The sequence below is a fragment of the Streptomyces sp. NPDC029139 genome (assembly GCF_055564335.1).
Genome location: NZ_JBVHWN010000004.1, coordinates 368579 through 391736, shown reverse-complemented (window position 1 = coordinate 391736; position 23158 = coordinate 368579). Strand labels below are relative to the sequence as shown.

The window sequence follows — 23158 nt, the reverse complement described above, 5'->3', positions numbered from 1 at the left end:
ATGGGCACCCCTCCCTCCCCTCCGCCGCAGAACGGCACCATCGACGTCAAGCCCTCGGACCTGTTCCGGGTGTCGGGTCTGTTCGCCAAGGAACAGACGGACATGAACAAGGGGGCCACCACCCTCCTCCAGGAGCTCGGGGAGTACCAGGACGCGGGTGGCTACGGCAGGGCGGCCCAGGCGTTCTCCGCCGCGTACATGAAGGTCGGCAACCGCTTCCTCGAGGTGTGGGCGAGGAGTGTGGTGAGCATCGGCGGCGCGGCCGTCGGATTCACCACCACGGCCAACAACTACGTGAAGGCGGACGCCGCTTCGGACCCCAGCGGCACCAAGCAGGCCGTCACCATGCCTCCGCCGCAGGTCATCGACAAGGCGCCCGTCTACCCGCGCGTCATCGACCTGAAGTGGGGCGACGACGACGGCGGCGACCGGATCTGGGTGCGCATCCTGGAGTGGGTGCCGGACGTGGTCATGGACGCCATCCGGGCCGCGATCAAGCACGCGTACCGCATGGGCCGGGTCCCGGACGTCTACCCCTTCCCCGACCAGCACCATCTGAACTCCCTCTCCGGGGCGTGGGGCCACGCGAACCGCTCGCTCTCCCTCGTCCTCGGCAACCTCACCGGCCACATGGCCCCCGTCACCAACCAGGCCAACAGTGAGTGGCACGACGCGATGCGGACGTTCCTGAGCTCGCTGTGGGGCACGACCGCCTGGGGCAAGAGCACGGCGGGCTACGAGTGGAAGCACGACACGGCGAGCTCGTCGTCCGGCGCCACCAACCCGGTGTTCGCGGTGCTGGCCGATACCAGCCGGAAGATCAGTGACCTGCTGCGAGAGTTCGCCGAGGCCGCGGTCGAACTGAACGACAAGGTCTACGACGAGTACCTGGACGCGGTCAAGAAGGCCCTCCTCGACATCGACCTGAAGGACGGCCTCGACGTCAAGGACGTCAAGGGGCTCGTCAAGGGCCTGGTGAAGGGGGCGGCCACGCTCGGCCTCAGCATCACGCTGAAGATGGACACCAGCGCCATGAACGCCATCGTCAACCGCTACGAGTCCACGGTGGACGCGCTCACCCAGCGGTTCGACGCCCTGATGGCCCCCTTGGACGAGGCGTACATGAGCGCCCCGAGCTTCCACGCCGAGGAGGCACGCGCCCAGTCCTTCGGCGCCCGGGCGCTCCACGACTTCAAGCCGGTCCATACCTACTCCGTCCCGAACGAGGACCCGAAGAACCACTTCTTCCCGATCGACCTGGCCGCCCAGGAGGGGATGGAGGGAAGTCACCCCGTCGACAAGCACGTCGGCAAGACGGACGAGCAGCTGGCCCAGCGTCTGCGGGACCAGCAGACCGTACGACCCGACGGGACCGTCGCCCCGAGGGCCATCTCCACCTTCACGGACCACGCCTCCGCCCAGCGCCTCACCCAGACGGTCCTGGACGACATCCGCAACGCGGAGCTGATCGAGCGGTGGATCGAGAAGCAGAAGGACCCCAACACGTACAACCCCAACTCCAAGCCGAGCTACAGCCTGCCCTTCAACGAGGTCACCGGGCGCTCGCTCAGCAGGGCCGACTACGACGCGGACGGCTTCAACGCGCAGGCGAAGGACGTGCACAGCGTCAAGGTGACGCTCAAGTACGTCGGCGAGCACACCGATCCGCCGTTCATCGTTCTGACCTCCATGCCGGAGGCGCCCTAGCATGCACAGCGTGACGACACACACCGGAGCGGTGTTCCACAACGGCGCGATCTCCCGGCTCATGGAGCTGGCCGTCGCCTGCCGGCGCGACCGCTCCAAGACGCTCGAGGACGAACTGGCCCGGTTCTGCCGGACGATCAGGGACACGCCGCAGGCCGAGTGGGCCATGCCCCTCGCCACCGTCGCCGCGCTGCTCGACCTCGTCTCGGACCAGGTGGCGGACACGGACCCGGCGACGCTGTCGGCGGGGTTCGCCGAGCAGCTCGCCGAGGCCACCGGGGACACGCCCGCGCCCGAGTTCCTGCGGTTCCTGTCCGGGATGATCCGCCTCCAGGACCGGGAAGCGATCCCGGACTTCGACCGGCTTCCGATGGCCGCCTGGGAGGCCGAGCTGAAGTTCGGCAGGATCCGCCAGTTCTGGTGGTGGGTCGATTCGGGCGAGTACGAGGACTTCGACGAGGGTGTACGGGCGGGAGTCGCCTCGGAGCACCCCGCCGGCTGCCGGTCCGCGCTGTCCGCGCTCGCGGCGGAGCTGCAGGAGGCGCTCCTGCTCTTCCCCGCGCCGACCGCTCCGGCCGAGCCGGTCGCCGCACTCGCCGAGACGGCCCCCTGGGCCTCACGGCCGGTGCTGCGGGCGATCCTCCAGGCCGTTCACGCCCATTTCGACGAAGAGCACTGAGGACAGTTCCGTGCCGAGCCCCAACGTTTCCGCCACCTATCCCGACCGGGAGACCGCCCAGTGGGCCACGCAGCAGGTGGTCACCGCCAACGAGCAGGCCATCCACCGCTGGCTCGCGCAGTCGACCCGGCAGCGCCTCACCATCGAGGCCGCCTGGCTCTCCCGGCCCGAGCCGGTCGGTCGGGTGCTGCGCCAGGCGATGATGCTCGCCGGCCTTGAACCCGTCGACGTGCGCGCCGCCCGGGTGATCCTCCGGCGCAGCACCGACAACCCGCACGGCTTCACCGTGCACGCCACCTTCCCGATCTACCTCTAGAGGCTGTTTCCCGTGCCCCTGACCCCGCGCGAACACGACCGGAAGTACGGCGAGCTGGATCACGTCGTCCGCGCCCACACGGGGCGCCGTGCCGACGACCAGGAGCCGCTCACCGCGTACCTGCGGCACACCTGGCGCACGCGTCCCTGGGCGATCCCGGTCGCCGAGCAGCAGCTGCGCGAGTACGCCGAGAACCCGCCGGGCCGGCTGCGGCTGCGGCTCGGCGAGTTCTACCCCGTGCCGGACGTCGGTCTGGAGGACGCGGAGATCCAGCCGTGGCTGGTGAGCCTCGCGGACCGGCTGAAGGAGAGCGTCGAGACGGGTCAGGCACCACCGCCCGCCACGCCGCAGACCCGGTGGGAGTGGCACGCCCGTTTCCCCGAGCTCGCCCAGTTCCTCGGCGGCTGGTTCTCGCAGGACATGCCGGACGAGTTCGAGGACCACGACGCCGCCGTCCAGGACTATCTGGACACGACCGACAGCGGGCTGATCGCGCAGCTGACGGGCGAGCTCCATGACCTGCTCACCCTGCCGCTGGACGAGCCGGACTACGCGCTCGCCCTGGAGGAGCTCGGCATGGAGGTCGACCCGCCGGCCCCGTACGCCCCCGGCGGCTGGCTCATGGCCCTCGCCGAGCGCCTGCGAAGGCCCTGACGTTCCGCGCCTGACGTCCAACGCCTGGCGCTCTCCGCCTGGCGCGACGTTCCGCGCCTGACGCTCTCCGCCTGGCGCTCTCCGCCTGACGTTCCGCGCCTGCGTCGCCTGACGGTCCTCGCGGGCGTCAGGCGTCGAGGACCTGTCCCTCACGCTTGACGACGGGCGGCTCGACCGACCAGGGGAAGTTGATCCACTCGTCGGTCTTCTTCCACACGTACTCGCACTTCACGAGGGAGTGGGACTTCTCGTAGACGACGGCGGAGCGGACCTCGGCGACGTGGTCGACGCAGAAGTCGTGGACGAGCTTGAGGGTCTTGCCGGTGTCGGCGACGTCGTCGGCGATCAGGACCTTCTTGTCGGAGAAGTCGATCGCGTTGGGGACGGGCGCGAGCATGACCGGCATCTCCAGCGTCGTACCGACGCCGGTGTAGAACTCCACGTTCACGAGGTGGATGTTCTTGCAGTCGAGGGCGTAGGCCAGACCGCCGGCGACGAAGACGCCGCCGCGGGCGATGGAGAGCACGATGTCGGGCTCGTAGCCGTCGTCGGCGATGGTCTGCGCGAGCTCGCGGATCGCGCGCCCGAAGCCCTCGTACGTCAGGTTCTCGCGTACTTCACTCATGACGACTGCCGCCTCACACCTGGGTCCGATGGAAGTTCAGGAACGAGCGGGAGGCCGTCGGACCCCGCTGGCCCTGGTAGCGCGAGCCGTACCGCTCGCTGCCGTACGGGAACTCGGCGGGCGAGCTCAGCCGGAACATGCACAGCTGCCCGATCTTCATCCCCGGCCACAGCTTGATCGGCAGGGTGGCGAGGTTCGACAGCTCGAGGGTCACGTGCCCGGAGAAACCGGGGTCGATGAACCCGGCGGTGGAGTGCGTGACGAGCCCGAGCCGCCCGAGAGAGCTCTTGCCCTCCAGGCGCGACGCGATGTCGTCGGGCAGCGTGATGACCTCGTAGGTCGAGGCGAGCACGAACTCGCCGGGGTGCAGGATGAACGCCTCGTCACCCTCCGGCTCGACCTCACGGGTCAGGTCGAGCTGCTCGACCGCGGGGTCGATGTGGGGGTAGCGGTGGTTCTCGAACACCCGGAAGAAGCGGTCAAGCCTCACGTCGATGCTCGAGGGCTGCACCATGGATTCGTCGTACGGGTCGATGCGCACCCGTCCGGCATCGATCTCGGCCCGGATGTCCTTGTCTGAGAGAAGCACGCCCCCACGATACGCAGAGGGCGCGGACCTCCCCCAATCGGGAAGACCCGCGCCCCCGACGCCATCAGCGCCGCTCGAGCTCCACGGGCACCGCGTGCCGCAACCGCGCACACCGTGGACACCGAATGAGCCGCCCTGGCCCGATCCGCCCGGCACCGAGCTGCTGCAACGGGAACGAAGCGGTACTGAACACATGCCCTTCGGCACAGCGGACGACGGTGCGCTCCATCGAACCCATCAAGTCCCTTCCCCGACAAGTGGTGGACGAGACAGCCACATTAAGGGGTCAACGGGACACCACTCCAGGCGCCGCTCCGTCGGGGGCCGGTACGTCTGGACCCCGGTATGCGGTACAGTGTCGGAGTCTGCGGTACCGATCTTCGGCCGCTGCGCGGATGTAGTTTAATGGTAGAACATGAGCTTCCCAAGCTTATAGCGCGGGTTCGATTCCCGTCATCCGCTCTTGAACGAAGCCCCAGGTCAGCGACCTGGGGCTTCGTCGTTGTCCAGACCTGTCGGGGCACCTTGCGCCACCACCGCACCACGGTCCGGCCGCAACCGTTGGTAGCCTCGTTGGTCACTCGTACAGCAGACCGACAACCGCGGGGGGACGCGTGTCGTTCGATGACGAATGGGCCCGGGCGAAAGCCGATGTGTCCTTGGACAGCCCGACCGCCATGCAGCTCAATCAGCTACCCGCGGATCGGGCCGGTGGTACCACGGGCGGAACGCTCGACTACAACACGGACTCCATCAACGGAAACGCGAACCTGCTGATCGAGATCGCGGGACTGCTCCACGAAGGCAGGCCCGACGGTGATCTAGGAACCATGGCGCGCGTACCGCGCTCTCCTGCCGAAGTCGCCGCCGAGGTCGAACGCTTCGGACGGTTCGCCCACGATCAGTTCCTGGACATGGTCGCGCTCCTCGCGGCGCTCGCCACCCGCCTCAAGACCACCGGGACCGACTTCGTCGCCGTGGACGACGCCAACACCCGTCGCTTCCTCGACAACGTCCTGAGCGATGGCCAGTACGTGGCACCGGAGGCGAAGTGACTGGCCTGAGCTACCGCAAGGACGTCGAGTTCCTCGAAGGCTGCAACCCCGCCCTCGTCGAGCGGAACGCCGACGAGTTCAAGCGCCTCCACGACATGTTGGTCGAGGTCGACACACCGGCCGAGCGCGCGGAGAAGCGGACCCACTGGCACAGCGAAGGGAGCCAGCACTACGTGTCTCGGCTCGCCGAAGCACGCAAGCTCATGCAACACATCGCCGAGGGCTACGGGCACGCTGCCAGCGCCCTGCGAAGCTATGCGTGGGCGCTGGAGACTGCGAAGAGTCACTACTCGAACGGCAAGGCCAACGAGCGCAGCCTTGCCGCCCTCATCGGCACCAAGGGCACCGCGATCACCCGTGAAGCGCAGGACGCCGAACCCATGCGCCAGTGGGAGGACATGCGAGCCACCACGGGTGTCCTCGACTTCTTCGCCGAACTCACCATGGATGTCGACGACATCCGGGAAGAGGCGAACAAGCTCCACGGTGCGGCGGGAGGTGCGTTCCACCTGGCCGGGACGACCGAGAAGGAAGCCCGTGACCTGTGTGTGCACGGGCTGAAGCAGGCATACGAGCTGCTGCCCGAATTCCGCATGGGCTCTGTCCAGCGAGTGGACATCGTGGCGGCCATCGCGTCCCTGAGGAGCGAGGCCGCGGAAGCAGGCGGCAATCCCCTCACTCACCTGCCCGGCAGCCCGCCCAAGCAGGACTACGCCGGAGGAGTCGGCACCAACCCGGTCTCACCGACGCTCCACGACATCCGCACACGGCTGTCCGCCCTACCGGGGGCGGAGGACAGCTACTGGAGTCCGCCTTCGTCGAGCCAGGACCGGAAGGACTGGATCGCCGCGAACAAGGAGATCATTCAGGCCGCCGCGAAGAACTCGGGACTGCCGGCGGACATGGTCGCCGGCATCGCCTGGCAGGAGATCGGTGGACAGCCCGGCATCCTCGACGACCTCACGGACACAATCCGCGAGCAGGCCGACGCACCCTGGGGGCTGAGCCCGGTCTCCCCGGAGAACCTCCCGTGGCGCCTCGGCGGAACCCCGGACGAGACATCCTTCGGCCCCATCGCCATCCAAGTGCGCCGCGGAGCCGAAGTACTCGGTTACGACCCTCAGAACATGACCGAACAGCAGCGAGCAGTCGTAGAGGAGTCCCTCCAGGACCCGGGGCAGAACATCTTCATCGCGGCGGAGTACCTGGCTCAGCTCAAGGCCGAGAGTGAGTTCGCCGGCGTTCCCCCCGAGCAGATGACGCCCGAGCAGCGCCAGGAACTGGCGGCACGGTACAACGGTGGGCCGTACTGGCAGGGCGATGACGCCCAAGGCTACGGACGGGCCTTCACCAAGAACCTCGACGAAGCGAAGGGAGCTCTCCAGTGATGTCCGATCGGCCCGACGTCGCCGGGACTGCCAGTGACGACGGCTGTCTGCGGTGGGTCATGGCGGTCCCGCTGGTGCTCCTCCACACGATCGCTGCATGGTTCGTGTACATGGCCCTCACGATCCGGCCCGCAGGCAGCTGGGACGACGAAGCACAGGCCGGGATCGAGCTGTCCTGCGTCCTCGCCATCGCCGCGAGCGGACTCGCCCTGCTGATCACTCTGCTTCCGTCGATCCGTCGCGCCATGGGCCCCTGGTGGCTCACCCCACCGCTCCTCCTGGGAGCGGTCGCAGCCGCCCGGTGGGCAGTCGGGGTCTGAGGACAGACGTCCCGCACCTCGTGCCCCAACCGTGCCCTTCAGGACGGACACCAGCGGTCGACACGGGTGTCCAAGAGCTTGCGGTATGAGTGCCACCAGAGCATGTTTCCGCAGGTCAGAAGCGGGGTGATCGAGCTCGGCGTCGGTGATTCCCAAGCTTATGGCGCGGGTTCGATTCCCGTCATCCGCTCTTGAACGAAGCCCCAGGTCAGCGACCTGGGGCTTCGTCGTTGCCCGGTTCAGCTGGGCCGTCCGGGGACCGGAGTTCGCGGATCGTCGGTGTCGACGGCAATCTCGAAGCCCGAAGTCGAGCGGAAGGTGGCGACGTTTCCCGACAGTTGAATCCGATCAAATGGATTGGATTCCATGAAGAACATCGCCCACATCAGCGCACGGTCAACAGTCAAACGTGCGACGAACCCCTCCGATCCGTGCGAACCCTCTCCGCCCCAGAGCAGCCCCTTCTCTCCCAGGTCCACAGCGGCGAGCCCATCGACCGAAGACACCCAGGACGGATCGCCTTCCGGCATCTCAGCGAGGCCGAAGGGGGCGAGCACGGTGAAACCACTCGGCGCGGCCGGGTCGAGGGCGACGTCATAGGAGTGCCCGTCGGCGTAGTGGAGTGCGTCCTTCACGGGAAGCTCAAAGTCGGCCCACAGGCGTTCGATCGTGGTCATTTCAGGGCCCCTTCGTAGCGGACGGCACGGCTGTCGGGCTCGGGTCGGCCTCACCGGCGGACGCCTGCCGGTTCAGCCGCCTTTCCGTCTGCCGGGGACGCGGCGCCCGAGCCGGGGCCGAATCCTCTGACGATCAGCCAGCCCGCCAGCGCGAGCTCCCACGCGAACACCGGGAGCGCGGCGGCCGCCCCCGCCGGCGAGAGCTGGGAGTAGGCACCGAACATCACCGCGACGGCCGAGGCGCAGATCAGCGGTCCGCCGACCAGGCCGAGCACGGCGATGAAACGCGGTACGAGCCGGGCGCGGTACGCCAGGTACGCGAGAAGGACAGTGTTCAGGCCGAGGGCGATGTTGGGGCCGAGCAGGAACGTCCAGTCGTGCACGGCCACCAGCGCGGCATCGGCGCCGTCCGCCGCCCCCGCGCCCCGCCGCAGGGTGACGAGCGCCAGGACGGCGGCGATCCCGAAGGCGATGACGGCCGCCTCGAGCAGCCGCCCGAAGGCGTATCCGAGCGCGAGCCCCTCGCCGTGGCGCCGCAGGACGGGGAACAGCGCCGCCCCGGTGCCGGCCACCGCCACCACCAGGACCACCTCGCAGAGCACCCCGAGCAGTGCCCGCGTGTCGGCGCCCGGCGCGAGCCCGCCGTCCGCCGCGCCCAGCAAGGGCCGGTACAGGACCGCACCGGCTATCGCGGCGACCTCGGTCAGCAGGAACAGCGACCCGACGGCCACCGCGGTTCTCCGGTCCGGACTCATCTTCGACACCTCTCAGCCGTTGGAGGTGTACGCCGTACACCTGACGGTCACCATAGGTGTACGTCGTACACTCGTCAAGGAGAGGGCAGTCGAAGACGGAAGGGGCCGGACCCGGAATGACCCGGCAGGAAGCCACGCACACACAACGGATCCCCCTGAACCGGGACCGCGTCCTGCGCGCCGCCGTCGCGCTCGCCGACGTCACCGGCATCGACGCGCTCAGCATGCGCAGGCTCGCGCAGGAGCTGGACGTCGTACCGATGGCCCTCTACAAGCACGTGGCCAACAAGGAGGAGCTGCTCGACGGCATGGCCGACACCGTCGTCGGCGAGATCGACCCGCCGGCCGAGGGACCCGACTGGCGGCACGTGGTCCGCGAGCGGATCCTCTCGGCCCGCCGGGTCCTGCTGCGTCACCCCTGGGCGGCCCGGGTCATCGAGTCGCGGACCGCCCCCACCCCGGCCGTGCTGGCGTACCTGGACTCGATGGCCGGGTGCTTCCGGGACGGCGGCCTCTCCGCCGACCTCACGCACCACGTGATGCACGCGACGGGCAGCCGCCTGCTCGGCTTCAGCCAGGAGCTGTTCGACACGTCGGGCCCCTCGGGCTCGCCGGACCCCGGCCTGGCGGCCCGCTACCCGCACATCGCGGAACTGGCCGCGACGGCCGCGCACGACGGGGCCTCCACGATCGGTGGCGGCTGCGACGACCAGTTCGAGTTCGAATTCGCCCTGGACCTCCTCCTGGACGGCTTCGAGAACCTTCGCCGCCAGGGCTGGACGTCCGCGCGGAAGACGTAGTGGGGGCGGGGAGCGGGGGTGATCCGGTATCGGAGGGGGAAACCCAGCGGACAACTCCCCCACTCCGCGGGCTCGGCGCTTGGCCGACGCCCTTGCCGCCGTGGCTCAGCCGCGGCTCGGACGGATGTGCCCCTGGCGACGACCGCGCAGAGTCTCCACGAGCGCTCCCAGGGCGAACGACTGGACCAGGGCGCTGATGACGACCCCGCCGACCAGGTACCCGATGGGGGCGTCCATGCCCCCCACCGCTTCCACGCCCCCTGCGGCCAGCAAGGAGGTGGGGGCGGTGAGAAGGAAAGGCCAGATCCCGACGATGCCGGGCTCCGCGAACAGCGCGGCAGCCACCTCGAACACGACGGACGCACCGACGAGTCCCAGATAGACGGCAGAAGCGGCGTTGGCGAACGTCAGGCGGAACGGGGTGCGAGCGTTCATCGATTCCCCCAGAGATGTGGTGCTCCCCATGCTCCTGGCGGACCATGACTCCGGCGTGAGTATCCGTACTCAACCCCACTCGCCTCGCACCCAGGCCGCAGTCACACCACGACTCACGAGGTGCGTGCCGCGCGCGTGCCCGGTTCACCGGGGAACCGCGCTGAACGACGGCCCCCTACAACCTTTCGCCGAGGTGACGAGTCTTCGCGGCGCAAAGACCGTTCCCTCTGGGGGTATTTTCTGTGAAGTTGTCCCGGATCGCCGCAGCTGTGACCACCGCTGCTCTGGCTCCGGCCGTCCTCCTCGCGTCGCCGGCGTTCGCCGACACGAACGAGGCCGCCGCGTCCACCAAGCCGCCGGCTCCGACCGCACCCGATCACGAGGCCGCGGACGTCTCCGGCGAGGACCAGGCGGAGCAGGACCGTAAGACGATCCTCGCGATCATCGCTGAGCCGATGGCCAGCGCGTACATGAAGGAAGCCGGCCACAAGGCCATCGCGGGCGGTCCCGCGGCCATGCGCACGTTCATCGAGACCGACCAGCACCGCATCCGTCGTGACGACTACATGGTCGCCATCGTGAGGCTCCTGCACCATGCGGGCCCCGGTCTGAAGGAGGGAATCACCAATTTCATCCGGACCGACGGGCTGACCCTGACCGAGCTCCGTCACTTCTACGAGGTCACCCAGCACGAGCTCCGTGACGACGACAACAGGGTCGAGATCGCCCGCCTGACCAACACCGCCGGTCCTGCGGTGAAGGAGGCCGCCAAGAAGGCCCTCCTGGGGACTCCGGCGGACCGTGTCGCCTTCCTGGAGACGGGCCGCCACCTCGCACAAGCCTCGGACGACCGGGTCGAGCTCGCCCGCATCGACGAGAGCTGGGACGGCCCCATCCTCAGCGAAGCGATCAGCAAGCTCCTGAACGGCTCCCCGACCCCGGCCGAGCTGCGCCACTTCCTGGAGGTGACGCAGCACGAGCTGCGGGACCAGGACAACCGCGTCGCGATCGCCCAGATCATCGACGGGGGCGGCCGCGAGCTGGTCAAGGCCGGCCGCGCCGCGCTGGCGGGCACGCCGGCGGACCGTGCCGCGTTCCTGAGCACCGGTCAGCACCAGGCCCGGGAGAAGGACAAGAAGGCCCAGCAGGAGAACGACGGCAACGACGGCGAGAACGACGGCAAGGGCGAGGGCAAGGGCGACGACACGAGCGACGGCCGGCAGGGTCAGGACGACGACTCCGCCACCGGTGGTGACACCGGAACGCGCGCCAGCGGCACCCCCGTCACCGGAAACGCGGCCGTGACCGCGCAGGGCAGCAGCGGCTCCGCGCTGGCCTCCACCGGCGCGGGTGACACGGCCCTCGTCGCCGGAGGCGCGGGCACGGCGCTCGTCGCCGGCGCGGGCCTCCTGTTCGCCGCACGGATACGCCGCCAGGGCGCCGGCGGCTGACCGCTCCCCACACGCCGATGGCGGTGGGTACGGGCGCTCTTGAACGAAGCCTCAGGTCAGCGACCTGGGGCTTCGTCAGTGGCTGGTGCGGGATGCGTGGCGACAAGGATCTCGGCCGCCTGGGTGACGTTGCCGGCGTCGACCGCGCGGGCCATGGCCTCGCGTGCCGCGTCAGGTGTCGTGTCCGGGGGCACCACCATGAGGGCGAAGTGGTCGTTGTCGCCACGGGTGATGAGCACGGTGTCGTCGCCGACGGGGAACGAGTCGAGGTGTACGACACGGTCGTCGACGACCACACGGGTCGGGACCTCCTCCCAGGCGTCCGTGTCCAGGCCGACGCGCGTGACGGGGCCCAGGTGCGTGGTGAGCGCCCGGATCAGGTCGGGCAGCTCGGTCGCGACGTCCCGGGAGCGGGGCCACCACGCGCCGTCGAGGACGCCTTCGCGGGAGTGCGTCGTCTGCAGCCGGAGCAGGGCCGCACCGGGTTTGACCGCTCGGTGGATCTCGTCCGGAAGGAGCTTCTGGGGAGAGGGGCGTTCGGGTTCGGCCATGATGGTCCGCCTGCCTGCGCGGGGCCGCCGACACCTCATGGCCGACGAGATACCACCGTGACCTCACGGTACTCCGCACTCCGCGCGCGCCCCGCGATCAGGCCCGCGGCCGAGGGCCGGGCGGCGTTCCCGTGCGCCGTCACCTGGCCGGGTACTTCGCCTGGTCGGGGACAGCACCTGGCTGGGACATCACCTGGTCGGGGAGAGCACCAGGACGGGGACGGCACCTGGCTGGGACATCACCGGGTCGGGCACAGCGCCGGGCCGGGGAGAGCACCAGGACGGGGGGCATCCGGTCGGAACGGCTCGTCCGACCAAGCGGCGGAGTACGCTGAAGGCACCGGGAGTACCTCGAGCACCCGCTCCCACGCGGACGTCGTTTCCGGCGATCAAGACACTGGGCCGCCCCGCGGTGCGGCGGCCCGGAGACGGGTCCGCGATCATGACGACCACTCTCGCACCCCCTCTTCCGGCGCGCCTGTCGCTGACCCCGAAGACGCTCGCCGGCCTCCTGGACGGCGCCTGGTGGCCTCGGTCGCACGACCTCGCCGCCGAACTCCCGTCCCTCGTCGGGGCACTCGAAGGGCGCTACGGACGTATCACCCGCGTCACGGTGGGCCCCACCCGCTGGCCCGTCGTCCCGCACAAAGTCGCCGTCACCGGGCACACCGTGCACGTGGGCTGGTTCACCGAACAGGATCCCGACAAGATGATCCTGCTCTCCTACACCGTCGGCCGCTGCGACCTGCTGGTGATCCCGCCGGAGACCGGACCCGCCGCGGCCGCCCGTCTCATGGCCGCCGCAGCCCTCCCCGGCGGCGCCCTCACCGCCGCAGTCCTGTTGTCCGACGAAGCCGCGACCGGCCGCCGTCTGCGGGACGCCCGAAGCGGCGAGGACGCCTGGGAGACCGACGGCGGAGCCGGCCTGCCGCCCCTCCGGCACCCGGTCGTCGGCGCGCGAATGATCCCCCTGCCGGGAAACATGCGGAGATGACGACATGGAGATCCTGATCACGCTCGCGGCAGGCGCCCTCCTGATCGCGCTCGGCGCCCGCCTGATCCACCGGCTCAACGCCCAGCACGACGCGCGGATAGCGGCCCACCACTTCAGCGACCCGTTCCCGGCCGTTTTCCGGCCACCCGGTCAGAGCCACCACACGCCGACGGCGCGCGCCTCCAGCCGTCGCCGGACCGGCACCTGGCCCTGACCGTCTCTGACCACTCCTCCGGCCGAAGGCGGCGGGTGGGGCACCCGACACCCGGGACAACCCACCCGCCGGCCTCCGTTCGCTCCTGAAGGGAACCAGGCCCCTTGTACTCCGCCGACACCGCGATCCTGCCCTCGGCCGGACACGCCGAGATCCGCATCGTCGCCGCCACCCCCGAAGCCGCCCGGGCGGTCGCCGAGGTGATCCGCCACTCCTTCGCCGGGACGGAGCAGCGCAGCTACCCCGTCCTCGAAGGCGGCACCCGGCTCCACCTCACCGTCGACACCGAAACCGCCGCGGAGCCCGCCCACTCCTGGCTCACCACCAGCAGGGCGTCCGCTCTCACCGGCACCCACATCGACGAAGTCTGAGAGCCACCGGACGACGGCCGACCGCCCCTCGCCGGACCGACCGGTTGCCGCTCCCTTCGACACGACCGGGTGTCACCCCCGCCGCCTGTCCTGCCCGCCCCGTGTCCCGGCCCCGGGACCCCGGTAACGGAACCGCCGTACGGGTGATTCCGAATCTGTGCCGGCGAGCAGAGGATTTAAAAGGCCGCGCGGTGAGGGTTTTTACCGCACAAAAAGAGCTGGGGTATTCAGCCGGTTCCGGCCAGTCAGGCGTGCTACTGTCGATCTCAGTTGCAGTTGTGGTTCCCGAAACTTCAAGTGCCCCCATCCGGCCCCAGGGCCAGTGGGAGCACTTTTTTTCATCACCGGTCTCTTTCCGGCGGGGTAATCATCTCGGCGACATGGTGTCCGCGCAGTGCGGATTCCTGTGCCCCAAAGGAGATATGACATGGCTACTGGCACCGTGAAGTGGTTCAACGCGGAAAAGGGCTTCGGCTTCATCGAGCAGGACGGTGGCGGCCCCGACGTGTTCGCCCACTACTCGAACATCGCCGCCCAGGGCTTCCGTGAGCTGCAGGAGGGCCAGAAGGTGAACTTCGACATCGCTCAGGGCCAGAAGGGCCCGACGGCGGAGAACATCGTTCCCGCCTGACGCTGACGCGCGCGATACACAGCTGGGTCCGCATCCTTCGGGGTGCGGGCCCCGCTGCCTTTTCCGGACGTCATCGCCGCCGGCGGATTCCGCAGGGCGTCCGGCTTCCCGGCGCCTTTTCCGGATACGGAAGAGGTGTCGGAGCGATCAGATTTCATGCTGAATTCACCCCGTCACGTAATTCGGGTGAAGAGAACGAGGGCCCGACCGGCATGCGCCGGTCGGGCCCTCTTCGTATGTCCTTCCGACTCAGTGGTCGGAGTAGCTGAAGTCACCCACCGTCCAGGCGTTGACGTCCTCGATCGACACGCGGTACATCCCACCCGTCTCCGGGATGCCCACCGTGCCCTGGATGATCCGGGCCACATGGAAGTGCAGATGGGTGGGTGGGCCGTCATGTCCGGCCGGCTTCTTGAAGGTGTCGGCGAACTCGCGCAGGTGAGCCGAGTCCGAGAGGACCTCCGTCACGCGCTGGCGCCACACCGCTTCGGGCGCCAAGCGCCCCGTGATGACAGCCCCGCCCGTGATCACGGTCAGGGACATCTGATTGCTCTGCCCGGACTCGACCTTGGCGGCGATGTCAACGAGCAACTCGTCAGGCTTCGACATGAGAGCCGATTCTATTCGCCGGGCCGTCCGCCCGTCACGGGCGTGTGCGGCGGCGGGCGAGATCCCCGGGCCGTCAAGATCGCAACCGTCGCCCCGAGGACGGCGTCCACATGATCGCCGGGGGTGGCGGCGTCGAGCCTCCGGGCCGCAGACCGCAGAGGCGCCCCCTACCGCGCACCGCGGACCGCACACGGCGCACCGCAGACCGCAGGCGGGCCCCTTACCGCGCACCGCAGACCGCAGACGGGCCCCTTACCGCGCACCGCACACCGCAGACCGCAGACCGCAGACCGCAGACCGCAGACCGACCCAGGAGTCACCGTGAACGTCTCGACCTCCACCCTCTCCCTGACCGTTGCCGATGTCGACGCCTCCCAGGCGTTCCTCTGCACCCACCTCGGCTACCAGGTGGCCATGGCCGACGACGGCTTCGCCTCCCTGACCCGCGACGACGCCGCCGTCGACATCGTCCTGCTCCGCAAAGGCACCGAGGTCCTCCCGGCCGAGCAGCGGGACCGGGAGGCGACCGGCATGATCCTCGCGTTCACGGTCACCGACCTCGACGCCGAGGAGGCAAGGCTGCGCGCGGCGGGCGCCCCGATCACGATGCCGCTGCGCGAGGAGCCCTGGGGCGAGCGCCTCTTCCAGATGACCGACCCCAACGGGATAGTCGTCCAGCTCGTCGAGTGGGCCGCCGTGCCCGAGGATTCCACCGCCCCGAACGAGAACCAGGAGTAGGCCGTCCGGGCGAGGCCGGGCGAGGCCGGGCGAGGCCGGGCGGGCAGCGGGCCGAGATGTCGGTCCGGCCCGGCCGGTCTCAGCCGGCGGCCTTCTTGACGAGCGCGGCGATCAGCTCCTCGTCGGCGGGGGTCAGCCGCGTCAGGGCGAAGGCCGTCGGCCACATGGTGCCCTCGTCGAGGCGCGCCTGGTCGTTGAAGCCGAGCGTGGCGTACCGCGCCTTGAACTTCTGCGCGCTCTGGAAGAAGCAGACGACCTTGCCGTCCCGGGCGTACGCCGGCATCCCGTACCAGAGCTTGGGCATGAGGTCCGGCGCGCAGTCCTTGACGATGGCGTGGATCCGCTCGGCGAGGGCGCGGTCCTCCCCGTCCATCTCGGCGATCTTCGCGAGCACCTCGCCCTCGGTGTCCGCCTTGGCGGCGCGCGAGCCACGGCGCGTGGACGCCTTCAGCTCCTTGGCGCGCTCCTTCATGGCGTCCCGCTCCTCGGCCGTGAATCCGTCGTAGCTCTTGTCGGACGCCTTGGTGTCGCTCATCGCTGATTCCCCTCGTGGAATGTTCAGGACGTGATGTGCAGGACGTGATGTGCCGACGTGATGTCGGGCCCGGACGCTCGGCCCTGATCGGGACCACTTCAGGCTAGGGAAGCCGCCGGGCCGCCGCTTCTCCGAAACTGACCGGATGGCGCCGTCGGCGGCGGTGGTCAGCCGAGCCAGCGGCCGTCGCGCATCAGGGTGCGGCCCGGCAGCTCGTTCGCCTCGCGCCATGCCTGGATGCGCCGCGGCCGGATCAGGAAATACTGATACGGCTCGTCGAGCGCGCGCGGGTCGAATCCGGTCTTGGCGGCGAACGCGTCGCCCGTCGCCGGGTCCAGCTCGGCAAGGTCCACCGGCTCGGCGGTTCCGTCGACCACGACGACGTCACGCGTCGGGCCCAGCCCGAGTCGTACGCGTCCGTCCGCCAGCAGGTTGCGGCCGGTCACCGAGGCACGCGGCGTCGAGATGAGGAACGCCGTCCCGTCCCAGAGGTACGAGAGCGGGATGAGGTGCACGCCCGGGGAGCCGGACGTCGAGACCCAGAGATCGACGTCGTTCTCCAGGCGGGCGCGGGTGTCCCGCAGCCTCTCGTCGAGCCCACGTGGCGGCGCGGTGGTCATGGTTCCTCCAGTCGTGTCGGGCAGGTCAGTGGGCCCTGGGCGGCCCGGTCACACGGGTTGCGGCGCGGCGATCGGATCGTGGATCGGCTCGGCGACCGGCTCGGCCGTGGGTGCCGGCACCCGGTCCACCGGGCCGCGCCGCCAGGCGCTGGGCGGCATGCCGACCAGGTCGGTGAAGCGGGTGCGGAAGACGCTCGGTGACGAGCAGCCGACCGCGGCGCCGACCTCGGCCTCGCTGAGTTCGCCGCGGTGCAGCAACAGCACCGTCGCGCGCTCCATACGACGCGCCATCAGATAGGCGTAGGGCGAGGCGCCGTACGCCTGCCGGAACTGGCGGCTGAGGTGCCCGGGCGCCATGTCCGCGTCGCGGGCGAGGGCCTCGACGTCCAGCGGCCGCGCGTACTCCCGGTCGATCCGGTCGCGGACACGGCGAAGTCGTGCGAAGTCGATCAGGCGCTGCGCCGCGATCCGTGCGCGCGCCCACGCGGGGTGACACATCGGCGAACCTCCCTCTCAGCGAATCTCAGGGACTAGCAAGGCATCTCAGGGGCTCTCAGGGAATCTCAGCGAATCTCCTGGATGCGGATCAGGTTGCCCGCGGGGTCGCGGAAGGCGCAGTCGCGGATGCCGTACGGCTGCTCGGTCGGCTCCTGCACGACTTCGGCGTCGGCGGCCTGCACCTTGTCGAAGGTGCCGTCGAGGTCCGGGGTGGCCAGCAGGATCCACCCGTACGTGCCCTTGGCCATCATCTCGGCGATGGTGCGGCGCTCGGCGTCGGTGATGCCGGGGTCGGTGGCCGGCGGCGCCAGCAGGATCGACGTGCCGGGCTGCCCGGCGGGGCCGACCGTGATCCAGCGCATCGTGCCCTGGCCGACGTCGCTGCGGACCTCGAAGCCGAGGGCGTCGCGGTAGAAGGCCAGGGACGCGTCCGGGTCGGTGTGAGGCAGCGCGGTGGTGTGAATGCTGATGTCCATGACCGACACGCTAACTGCCGCTCCCCGGACGGTGCTTCTTCATTCCTGACCGGTCTCGGCCCCACCCTCCGCACCGTGTGGAAGGCTGCGGGCACCACCGGATCGAGAAACGGGACACCGGGCGCATGACCGACGAGAACGGTGACCGGAACGACCACGCCACCGAGGTACGGGACCGGTGGCAGCGGCCGGAGAACGCCCCCGTCCTCGCCGCGGTCCGTGACGCCCTGACCGGCGGTGGCGACTGGCGCGGCCTCGTCCGCGCGTGGACCCGGCCGTAGGGCACCGACAGCGACCTGGCCGGTATCCCCCTGGCGGGGGCCGGCCTCAGGGGCGCCCGGCCGGCGGGTGTTCATCTCGGTTACGCCGACCTGCGGCACTGCGACCTGAGCGGCTGTGACCTCAGGGACGCGTCGCTGACGGGCGCGGACCTGAGCGGGGGCCACTCTGGTGGGCGCGACGCTGCCCCGGGTGAACGCGGGTGAACGCCGGCCTCTGCGACCTCGCCGGCGACGACCTGACCGGCGCCCGCGCCGACGACGCGCTCCTCTCCCGCGCTCGCCTGGCCGGGGCCACCCTGCGCGGCGCGTCCCTGCGGGGCGCGTCCGTGCGGGGCGCGTCCGTGCGGGGCGCGTCCGTGCGGGGCGCGTCCGTGCGGGGCGCGAAGTTCGTCGGCGCCGACCTCACGGACGTGGACCTGCCGCACGCGGACCTGTCGGACGCCGTGCTGATCGCGGCGAGGACCGAGGGCGCGCTCCTGACCGGCGCACGCCTGGACGGCGTCCGCCGCGGCCGGCTGAACGGTTGAGGAGGCCGGCACGGCCCGGCCCCACATCCCGGGCACCGCTTCCCGCCTCCGCCCGGGGTATGGGGCCGTCAGGTCGTACGGTCAGGCGTACTGGCCGACCTGGTAGTCGCCGCCGGGCTGCTGGGTGATCACGTTCCCCCGGTTGAAGGCGTTGATGACGGCGATCAGGGCGACGAGGGCGGCGAGTTGGTCCTCGTCGTAGTGCTTGGCGGCGTTGGCCCACACCTCGTCCGAGACGCCGCCGGCCGCGTCCGCGATGCGCGTGCCCTCCTCGGCCAGTTCAAGAGCGGCCCGCTCGGCGTCGGTGAAGACCTTCGCCTCGCGCCAGGCCGCGACCAGGTGGAGCCGCTGGGCGGACTCCCCGGCCGCGGTGGCCTCCTTGGTGTGGATGTCGATGCATCCGGCGCAGCCGTTGATCTGGCTGGCGCGGAGCATCACCAGTTCGCGCGTCGCGTCCGGCAGCGTCGAGTCCGCGAGCGCCCTGCCCGCGGCGACCATGTGCTTGAAGGCCTGGGCAGCGACGGGGCTGGCCATGAGGTTCAACCGAGCTTCCATGGTGCACTCCTGTGTCGTCGTCGGTGATGACACCTCTTGGACACCGTGGCGCGGCGGGCTGTGACAGGGCGGGTGTGTGACGTGCGTCTCCCGGGCGGTCGGGAGGGCACGCCCTCGGCCGACGGTGGGTCGGGGCTAAGCCAGCCGCTTGTAGAAGAAGCTGCAGTCCTGGAGGACGCCCGACGGGTCGGTGGCGTACGCCGGGACTCTGCCGTAGCGGGTCCAGCCCGTGGTGGCGTAGAGGCGGTCTGCCGTTCCGTCGGCCTCGGTGTCGAGCAGCAGCAGCGTGACGCCCGCCTCGTGGGCGGCCTGTTCGGCCGTGGTCAGCAGGCGGCGGGCCAGGCCGCGGCCCCGGGCCGTTCGGTGGACCATCAGCTTCACGATCTCGGCGCGGTGGCGGCCGTTGGCCTTGGGTTCCAGAGCCAGGCTCACGGTGCCGACGATGCCCTCGGGGGTCTCGGCGGCCCAGACCCCGAGGGTGCCGGCGTCGACCGCGGGCTGCCGGCTCTGCCACCAGGCGACCGCGGCCTGGTGGTCGAAGGGCTGGAGGAAGCCCAGCGACGCGCCGTCCGCGACGGCGTCCGTCAGGACGTCCGCGAGGCCCTTGACGGCGGCGCCGAAGGCTTCGGGGGAGAGGTGCGTGATGGTGGGCATGTCCTCGGTTTCCTCGGGTGGGCACGGCGGTCGCGGGGGGCGGGCTCCTGGCCTGGGGGTCAGGCGGCCAGGCGGTCCGGCGAGGCGAACGCCTGGCGGTCGGGCGGTCGCGCGGGGCGGGGGCCCGGCGGTCGGGCGGTCAGGCGGTCAGGCGGTCGGGTGAGACATCCGGGACCGTCAGGGCAGGACGATCAGCAGCGCGTAACGGACGGGATCCGGGCCCGGGCAGCGGAAGCGGGAGCGTCCCCAGAGCCGGAACCGTAGGCAGTCCCCCGCCCCCAGTTCGTGCGTGCGGCCGCCCTCGGTCACCTCCAGGGCGCCCTCCAGCACCCAGATGTGCTGCTCCATGCCGTCGACCGGAGGCCCGTCGTACGCGATGTCCGCGCCCGGGCGCAGCACTCCCTCGACGACCTCGCCCCGTAGGCCCGGATGCGGGGGCGACACCGAGCGGCGGGTGAACCCCACGGACTCGTCGCGCCACACCGCCTGCCGCTCGGCGCGCATCACCAGCGGCGGCTCGGGCTCCACCTCCGCGAGGAGCTGGGACATCGTCCGTCCGTACACCGCGCACAGCCGGCCCAGCAGGACCGCCGTCGGGCTCAGTTCCACCCGCTCCAGGCGGGACAGCGTCGACCGGCTCACACCCGTACGGCCCGCCAGCTCCTCCAGCGACCAGCCGCGCTCGGTCCGCAGCTCGGCGAGGCGGCCCGCCAGGCGGGCGTCCAGCTCGTGCGGCTCGTGCGGCTCATTCGGCTCATTCGGCTCGTGCGGCTCGTGCGGCTCGTGCGGCTCGTGCGGCTCGTGCGCCTTCGCGTCGTCTCCCATATCCGAGAAACCATCTCAGATATGGGATTCCTCTCCAGGTCCCGGCCTTCTCTACGGTGCCAGCCTGCCGAAGGCCACTTCGAAGTGCTCGACCCTGATCACCCGCTGCCCCTCCCGCTGCGCCGACTCCTCCCGTACCGCCGCCGCCGGTTCCTCGCTGGCCACCATCGACGCCTCGTCCTCCCACAGGGTCAGCGACCTCGCCTTCCCCGTCTCCCGGTCGACGAGGTAGTACGCGCCCCGGAACCCCGGAAGCGTCTCCACCCGCCGGACGACGGCCTCCGACTTGGCGGTCAGATCGCCCTCCGCCGGGACCGGTGATCCCTGGTACGTGCTCAGCCTCGCGAACATCGACGGACGTCCTTTCCTCCGCGGACAGGCAGCTCAGGAACAGCGTGCGTCGGCGGGCCGCACCCCGCATGCCGGGTGATCCGCGAGGACGAGGACGTACGCGCCCCGCCAGCCGCGCGATCATGGGGCCATGAACGGGTCACTGGTCACGAAGCCGCGCTGCGCCGTACTCGACGACTACCAGGGCGTCGCCCTCTCCTCCGCCGACTGGAGCCCGCTCGCCGGCCGGGTCGACGTGCGGGTGCTGCGCGAGCACCTGGCCGACCGGGACGCGCTCGTCGCCGCGATCGAGGACTGCGAGATCGTCGTCGTCATGCGGGAGCGGACGCCGATGGACGCGGCGGTGCTGAACCGGCTGCCACGCCTGCGGCTGATCGTCACGTCCGGGATGCGCAACGCCTCGATCGACCTGGCCGCCGCGGCCGGACTCGGGATCACCGTCTGCGGTACGGCCAGCAGTTCCGAGCCGCCCGCCGAACTGACCTGGGCGCTGATCCTGGGCCTCGCCCGGCACGTGCGGACCGAGGCGCAGGCACTGCGTGAGGGCGGGCCCTGGCAGTCGACCGTCGGAACGGATCTGGCCGGGCGGACGCTGGGCCTGGTGGGCCTGGGCAAGATCGGCGGCCGGGTCGCCCGTGTGGGTCTCGCCTTCGGCATGGACGTCCTCGCCTGGAGCCCGAACCTGACGGAGGCGCGGGCCGCCGAGCACGGGGTCACCCTCGCGCGCGGCAAGCGGGAGCTGATGGAGCGCGGTGACATCGTCTCGCTGCACATGGTGCTGTCGGACCGCACCCGGGGGCTGATCGGGGAGGCCGAGCTCCGGGCGATGCGCCCGTCGGCGTACCTGGTCAACACCTCCCGCGCGGGGCTGGTCGACGGCGACGCGCTGCTGCGGGCGCTGCGCGAGGGCTGGATCGCCGGGGCCGGGCTCGATGTCTTCGCCACGGAACCGCTCGCACCGGACGACCCGCTGCGCTCGCTGCCGAACGTGCTGGCGCTGCCCCACCTGGGGTACGTGACGGAGGGCAATTACCACCGCTACTTCGGCCAGGCGGTCGAGGACATCGAGGCGTTCCTCGCGGGGGCGCCGGTCCGGACGCTGGGAGGAGAGCAGCGGTAGGGCGCCTCGCGGTGAAGCCGTGGGCAACGCACCGGTGGGGCGTCCTGGGAGTGGGGACGGCGACACGACGGAACGGGGACGAGTGACGCCCGGGCGGGCGTGTGGGACGGTGGACCTATGCCGGTACCCGTGATCCTCGACTGCGATCCCGGTCATGACGACGCCTTCAACATCCTGCTGGCCGCGGCGCATCCGGCCGTCGACCTGCTGGCCATCACCACCGTGGCGGGCAACCAGTCGGTGGAGAAGACCACCCTCAACGCCCGCCGCGTCTGCGCCGCCGCCGGAATCCGTGACGTACCGATCGCGGCGGGCCGGGACCGGCCCCTGCACGGTGAGCCGCTCGTGGCCGAGAACATCCACGGCGGATCCGGCCTCGACGGGCCCGGCTTCGGCGACGGGGAGCCCGACGTCCCGCAGGACCCGCGCGACGCCCTCACCCTGATCCGGGACACCCTGCTCACCCAGCCCGCGCCCGTGACCCTCGTCCCGACGGGGCCGCTGACCAACATCGCGACCCTGCTGCTCGCTCATCCGGAGCTGACCCACCGGATCGAGCGGATCGTGCTGATGGGCGGGTCGACCGCACGCGGGAACACCACGCCGGCCGCGGAGTTCAACATCCTGTGCGACCCGGAGGCGGCGGACATCGTCTTCAGCAGCGGGCTGCCGGTCACGATGTTCGGGCTCAACGCCACCCACCAGGCCCGGGCGACCCCGGACGTGGTCTCCCGCATCGCGGCGCTCGACACCCCGCTCGCCAGGCTCTGCGTCGAGCTGCTGACCTACTTCGCCACCACCTACCGCGAGGTCTTCGGCTTCGACGCGCCGCCGCTGCACGACCCGCTGACCGTGGCGCATCTGATCGACCCGTCGCTGATCAGCCTGGTACGGGCGGCGGTGACGGTCGAGCTGACGGGTACGTACACCCGGGGCGCGACGGTCGTCGACCTGGACGGCGTGACGGGCCTCCCGGCCACGGTGGAGGTGGGGATGGAGGTCGACGTGCCCGGCTTCTGGAACCTGATCGTCGAGGCGGTACGGGTCCTGGGCGAGCGCGCCTGACGTCGTCGGGAGGCGGCGCGCCAAGGGCGGCGGCGGCCGACGTCGGCGCCGCGTATGGGTCTCGCGCGTCGACCGCCGGCCTCGCGCGGCCG

General features: G+C 70.5%; 34 protein-coding genes and 1 tRNA gene. 20 read left to right on the top strand and 15 right to left on the bottom strand.

Features of this window, described 5'->3' with window-relative positions:
* Genes ACZ4VW_RS12895 through ACZ4VW_RS12880 form a run of 4 tightly spaced genes read left to right on the top strand, consistent with a single transcriptional unit; the run spans position 1 to position 3356 of the window.
* Positions 1 to 1707 (top strand): RNase A-like domain-containing protein, encoded by a 1707-nt coding sequence (locus ACZ4VW_RS12895; protein WP_467961449.1) that lies wholly within the window; start codon positions 1 to 3, stop codon positions 1705 to 1707.
* A 10-nt stretch (positions 1708 to 1717) separates the two neighbouring features.
* Positions 1718 to 2386, top strand: a complete 669-nt coding sequence (locus ACZ4VW_RS12890; protein ID WP_467961447.1) for a hypothetical protein — start codon at positions 1718 to 1720, stop codon at positions 2384 to 2386.
* A gap of 10 nt (positions 2387 to 2396) precedes the next feature.
* On the top strand, positions 2397 to 2702 hold the full coding sequence (locus ACZ4VW_RS12885) for an RNase A-like domain-containing protein (protein WP_467961445.1): 306 nt from the start codon (positions 2397 to 2399) through the stop codon (positions 2700 to 2702).
* A 12-nt stretch (positions 2703 to 2714) separates the two neighbouring features.
* The gene (locus ACZ4VW_RS12880; RefSeq protein WP_467961443.1) at positions 2715 to 3356 is read left to right on the top strand and encodes a contact-dependent growth inhibition system immunity protein; all 642 of its coding nucleotides are present in this window, start codon (positions 2715 to 2717) and stop codon (positions 3354 to 3356) included.
* 127 nt (positions 3357 to 3483) lie between these two features.
* Here the strand turns inward: ACZ4VW_RS12880 and ACZ4VW_RS12875 are convergent, their stop codons facing one another.
* Positions 3484 to 3981: a phosphoribosyltransferase gene (locus tag ACZ4VW_RS12875; protein ID WP_355110546.1), complete on the bottom strand. Its 498-nt coding sequence runs from the start codon at positions 3979 to 3981 to the stop codon at positions 3484 to 3486.
* A gap of 13 nt (positions 3982 to 3994) precedes the next feature.
* On the bottom strand, positions 3995 to 4570 hold the full coding sequence (gene dcd, locus ACZ4VW_RS12870; RefSeq protein WP_073811299.1) for a dCTP deaminase: 576 nt from the start codon (positions 4568 to 4570) through the stop codon (positions 3995 to 3997).
* Positions 4571 to 4961: 391 nt separating this feature from the next.
* Here dcd and ACZ4VW_RS12865 point away from each other — a divergent pair.
* The 4 genes from ACZ4VW_RS12865 to ACZ4VW_RS12850 all read left to right on the top strand — a co-directional run bounded on the left by ACZ4VW_RS12865 (position 4962) and on the right by ACZ4VW_RS12850 (position 7333).
* A tRNA-Gly gene (locus tag ACZ4VW_RS12865) sits at positions 4962 to 5032 on the top strand.
* Between the two features lie 197 nt (positions 5033 to 5229).
* Complete coding sequence (locus tag ACZ4VW_RS12860) at positions 5230 to 5625, top strand: hypothetical protein (RefSeq protein WP_467961441.1); 396 nt, start codon at positions 5230 to 5232, stop codon at positions 5623 to 5625.
* Positions 5622 to 7013, top strand: coding sequence for a hypothetical protein (locus ACZ4VW_RS12855; RefSeq protein WP_467961439.1), 1392 nt, complete (start codon positions 5622 to 5624; stop codon positions 7011 to 7013). The genes ACZ4VW_RS12860 and ACZ4VW_RS12855 overlap by 4 nt, the downstream gene beginning before the upstream one ends.
* Positions 7013 to 7333, top strand: a complete 321-nt coding sequence (locus ACZ4VW_RS12850) for a hypothetical protein (RefSeq protein ID WP_467961437.1) — start codon at positions 7013 to 7015, stop codon at positions 7331 to 7333. Before ACZ4VW_RS12855 ends, ACZ4VW_RS12850 begins: the two co-directional genes overlap by 1 nt.
* Before the next feature lie 239 nt (positions 7334 to 7572).
* Here the strand turns inward: ACZ4VW_RS12850 and ACZ4VW_RS12845 are convergent, their stop codons facing one another.
* On the bottom strand, positions 7573 to 8010 hold the full coding sequence (locus tag ACZ4VW_RS12845; protein ID WP_467961435.1) for a hypothetical protein: 438 nt from the start codon (positions 8008 to 8010) through the stop codon (positions 7573 to 7575).
* Positions 8011 to 8060: 50 nt separating this feature from the next.
* Positions 8061 to 8765: a DUF4386 domain-containing protein gene (locus tag ACZ4VW_RS12840; RefSeq protein ID WP_467961433.1), complete on the bottom strand. Its 705-nt coding sequence runs from the start codon at positions 8763 to 8765 to the stop codon at positions 8061 to 8063.
* A 116-nt stretch (positions 8766 to 8881) separates the two neighbouring features.
* Between ACZ4VW_RS12840 and ACZ4VW_RS12835 the strand changes: the two genes are divergently transcribed.
* On the top strand, positions 8882 to 9565 hold the full coding sequence (locus ACZ4VW_RS12835) for a TetR/AcrR family transcriptional regulator C-terminal domain-containing protein (protein WP_467961431.1): 684 nt from the start codon (positions 8882 to 8884) through the stop codon (positions 9563 to 9565).
* 105 nt (positions 9566 to 9670) lie between these two features.
* Here ACZ4VW_RS12835 and ACZ4VW_RS12830 read toward each other — a convergent pair whose 3' ends face one another.
* Entirely contained in the window at positions 9671 to 10000 is a 330-nt protein-coding gene (locus ACZ4VW_RS12830) for an SCO4225 family membrane protein (protein WP_467961429.1), read from the bottom strand.
* A gap of 269 nt (positions 10001 to 10269) precedes the next feature.
* Here ACZ4VW_RS12830 and ACZ4VW_RS12825 point away from each other — a divergent pair, with 269 nt between their 5' ends.
* Positions 10270 to 11451 carry an ALF repeat-containing protein gene (locus ACZ4VW_RS12825; RefSeq protein ID WP_467961427.1) on the top strand — a complete coding sequence of 394 codons (1182 nt, stop codon included), beginning with the start codon at positions 10270 to 10272 and terminating at the stop codon, positions 11449 to 11451.
* A gap of 56 nt (positions 11452 to 11507) precedes the next feature.
* Here the strand turns inward: ACZ4VW_RS12825 and ACZ4VW_RS12820 are convergent, their stop codons facing one another.
* Positions 11508 to 12002: a DUF5994 family protein gene (locus tag ACZ4VW_RS12820; protein ID WP_467961425.1), complete on the bottom strand. Its 495-nt coding sequence runs from the start codon at positions 12000 to 12002 to the stop codon at positions 11508 to 11510.
* A 442-nt stretch (positions 12003 to 12444) separates the two neighbouring features.
* Here ACZ4VW_RS12820 and ACZ4VW_RS12815 point away from each other — a divergent pair, with 442 nt between their 5' ends.
* The 4 genes from ACZ4VW_RS12815 (at position 12445) to ACZ4VW_RS12800 (ending at position 14212) form a co-directional block, all read left to right on the top strand.
* Complete coding sequence (locus ACZ4VW_RS12815; protein WP_467961423.1) at positions 12445 to 12996, top strand: DUF5994 family protein; 552 nt, start codon at positions 12445 to 12447, stop codon at positions 12994 to 12996.
* A 4-nt stretch (positions 12997 to 13000) separates the two neighbouring features.
* The gene (locus ACZ4VW_RS12810) at positions 13001 to 13210 is read left to right on the top strand and encodes a hypothetical protein (RefSeq protein WP_467961421.1); all 210 of its coding nucleotides are present in this window, start codon (positions 13001 to 13003) and stop codon (positions 13208 to 13210) included.
* A 104-nt stretch (positions 13211 to 13314) separates the two neighbouring features.
* The gene (locus ACZ4VW_RS12805; protein ID WP_467961419.1) at positions 13315 to 13581 is read left to right on the top strand and encodes a hypothetical protein; all 267 of its coding nucleotides are present in this window, start codon (positions 13315 to 13317) and stop codon (positions 13579 to 13581) included.
* 427 nt (positions 13582 to 14008) lie between these two features.
* On the top strand, positions 14009 to 14212 hold the full coding sequence (locus ACZ4VW_RS12800) for a cold-shock protein (RefSeq protein WP_010985582.1): 204 nt from the start codon (positions 14009 to 14011) through the stop codon (positions 14210 to 14212).
* A gap of 249 nt (positions 14213 to 14461) precedes the next feature.
* Here ACZ4VW_RS12800 and ACZ4VW_RS12795 read toward each other — a convergent pair whose 3' ends face one another.
* Complete coding sequence (locus tag ACZ4VW_RS12795; RefSeq protein ID WP_467961416.1) at positions 14462 to 14821, bottom strand: hypothetical protein; 360 nt, start codon at positions 14819 to 14821, stop codon at positions 14462 to 14464.
* Positions 14822 to 15142: 321 nt separating this feature from the next.
* Here ACZ4VW_RS12795 and ACZ4VW_RS12790 point away from each other — a divergent pair, with 321 nt between their 5' ends.
* Positions 15143 to 15559 carry a VOC family protein gene (locus tag ACZ4VW_RS12790; protein ID WP_467961414.1) on the top strand — a complete coding sequence of 139 codons (417 nt, stop codon included), beginning with the start codon at positions 15143 to 15145 and terminating at the stop codon, positions 15557 to 15559.
* Between the two features lie 79 nt (positions 15560 to 15638).
* On the opposite strand, the gene ACZ4VW_RS12785 is transcribed toward ACZ4VW_RS12790, so the two are convergent.
* From ACZ4VW_RS12785 to ACZ4VW_RS12770, 4 genes are all read right to left on the bottom strand, one after another.
* Complete coding sequence (locus tag ACZ4VW_RS12785; protein ID WP_467961412.1) at positions 15639 to 16094, bottom strand: iron chaperone; 456 nt, start codon at positions 16092 to 16094, stop codon at positions 15639 to 15641.
* Between the two features lie 167 nt (positions 16095 to 16261).
* Positions 16262 to 16714 (bottom strand): pyridoxamine 5'-phosphate oxidase family protein, encoded by a 453-nt coding sequence (locus ACZ4VW_RS12780; protein ID WP_467961410.1) that lies wholly within the window; start codon positions 16712 to 16714, stop codon positions 16262 to 16264.
* Positions 16715 to 16762: 48 nt separating this feature from the next.
* Positions 16763 to 17212: a helix-turn-helix transcriptional regulator gene (locus ACZ4VW_RS12775; protein ID WP_467961408.1), complete on the bottom strand. Its 450-nt coding sequence runs from the start codon at positions 17210 to 17212 to the stop codon at positions 16763 to 16765.
* A 65-nt stretch (positions 17213 to 17277) separates the two neighbouring features.
* Complete coding sequence (locus ACZ4VW_RS12770; protein ID WP_467961406.1) at positions 17278 to 17688, bottom strand: VOC family protein; 411 nt, start codon at positions 17686 to 17688, stop codon at positions 17278 to 17280.
* Positions 17689 to 17813: 125 nt separating this feature from the next.
* On the opposite strand from ACZ4VW_RS12770, the gene ACZ4VW_RS12765 reads away from it, so the two are divergent.
* The 3 genes from ACZ4VW_RS12765 to ACZ4VW_RS12755 are packed head-to-tail and all read left to right on the top strand — an operon-like array spanning position 17814 to position 18496.
* Entirely contained in the window at positions 17814 to 17969 is a 156-nt protein-coding gene (locus tag ACZ4VW_RS12765) for a hypothetical protein (protein WP_467961404.1), read from the top strand.
* A gap of 15 nt (positions 17970 to 17984) precedes the next feature.
* Entirely contained in the window at positions 17985 to 18173 is a 189-nt protein-coding gene (locus ACZ4VW_RS12760) for a pentapeptide repeat-containing protein (protein WP_467961888.1), read from the top strand.
* Positions 18170 to 18496: a pentapeptide repeat-containing protein gene (locus ACZ4VW_RS12755; protein ID WP_467961402.1), complete on the top strand. Its 327-nt coding sequence runs from the start codon at positions 18170 to 18172 to the stop codon at positions 18494 to 18496. Before ACZ4VW_RS12760 ends, ACZ4VW_RS12755 begins: the two co-directional genes overlap by 4 nt.
* Positions 18497 to 18577: 81 nt before the next feature.
* Here the strand turns inward: ACZ4VW_RS12755 and ACZ4VW_RS12750 are convergent, their stop codons facing one another.
* The 4 genes from ACZ4VW_RS12750 to ACZ4VW_RS12735 form a co-directional block, all read right to left on the bottom strand.
* Complete coding sequence (locus tag ACZ4VW_RS12750; RefSeq protein ID WP_467961400.1) at positions 18578 to 19051, bottom strand: carboxymuconolactone decarboxylase family protein; 474 nt, start codon at positions 19049 to 19051, stop codon at positions 18578 to 18580.
* A gap of 135 nt (positions 19052 to 19186) precedes the next feature.
* Positions 19187 to 19705, bottom strand: coding sequence for a GNAT family N-acetyltransferase (locus ACZ4VW_RS12745; RefSeq protein WP_467961398.1), 519 nt, complete (start codon positions 19703 to 19705; stop codon positions 19187 to 19189).
* Positions 19706 to 19882: 177 nt separating this feature from the next.
* Positions 19883 to 20530, bottom strand: a complete 648-nt coding sequence (locus ACZ4VW_RS12740; protein WP_467961396.1) for a helix-turn-helix domain-containing protein — start codon at positions 20528 to 20530, stop codon at positions 19883 to 19885.
* 51 nt (positions 20531 to 20581) lie between these two features.
* A complete protein-coding gene (locus tag ACZ4VW_RS12735) occupies positions 20582 to 20881 on the bottom strand; it encodes a hypothetical protein (RefSeq protein ID WP_467961394.1) in 300 nt (99 codons plus the stop codon).
* Between the two features lie 130 nt (positions 20882 to 21011).
* Between ACZ4VW_RS12735 and ACZ4VW_RS12730 the strand changes: the two genes are divergently transcribed.
* Together ACZ4VW_RS12730 and ACZ4VW_RS12725 are read left to right on the top strand one after the other, a co-directional pair.
* Positions 21012 to 22001, top strand: coding sequence for a D-2-hydroxyacid dehydrogenase family protein (locus ACZ4VW_RS12730; protein ID WP_467961392.1), 990 nt, complete (start codon positions 21012 to 21014; stop codon positions 21999 to 22001).
* Positions 22002 to 22118: 117 nt separating this feature from the next.
* On the top strand, positions 22119 to 23066 hold the full coding sequence (locus ACZ4VW_RS12725) for a nucleoside hydrolase (protein WP_467961390.1): 948 nt from the start codon (positions 22119 to 22121) through the stop codon (positions 23064 to 23066).
* The last annotated feature ends 92 nt before the right edge of the window (positions 23067 to 23158 follow it).